This is a genomic window from Flavobacterium potami, from assembly GCF_020026915.1.
In the GTDB taxonomy this organism is placed as follows: domain Bacteria; phylum Bacteroidota; class Bacteroidia; order Flavobacteriales; family Flavobacteriaceae; genus Flavobacterium; species Flavobacterium potami.
The window spans coordinates 1-316 of record NZ_JAINUY010000023.1; the positions used below are offsets into that span (position 1 = coordinate 1).

Here is a 316-nt window from a genome sequence, read left to right on the forward strand (position 1 = left end):
CTTCTAAAATTTCCTTTTTTTCAAATCAAGTCAAATAGTAGTCCCGGGCAGACTCGAACTGCCGACCCCTACATTATCAGTGTAGTACTCTAACCAGCTGAGCTACGAGACTCTGTTTTACTTAATTCTTATCATTTTTTAAATCGACAGCAAGAGTAATTGAATCTTGATATTCAGTCCCTTTAGATCGCATCATTTCCCCCGACGTGCATTACTGCTAACATACAGGGCTCTAGAAAGGAGGTGTTCCAGCCGCACCTTCCGGTACGGCTACCTTGTTACGACTTAGCCCTAGTTACCAGTTTTACCCTAGGCA

1 tRNA gene and 1 rRNA gene are annotated in these 316 nt (G+C 43.0%); both read right to left on the reverse strand.

The features are described 5' to 3' along the window. Window positions 1-38: 38 nt before the first annotated feature. Window positions 39-112: transfer RNA gene (locus K6T82_RS24105), tRNA-Ile, on the reverse strand. A gap of 124 nt (window positions 113-236) precedes the next feature. After that, window positions 237-316: ribosomal RNA gene (locus tag K6T82_RS24110) — 16S ribosomal RNA — on the reverse strand; the annotation flags it as partial.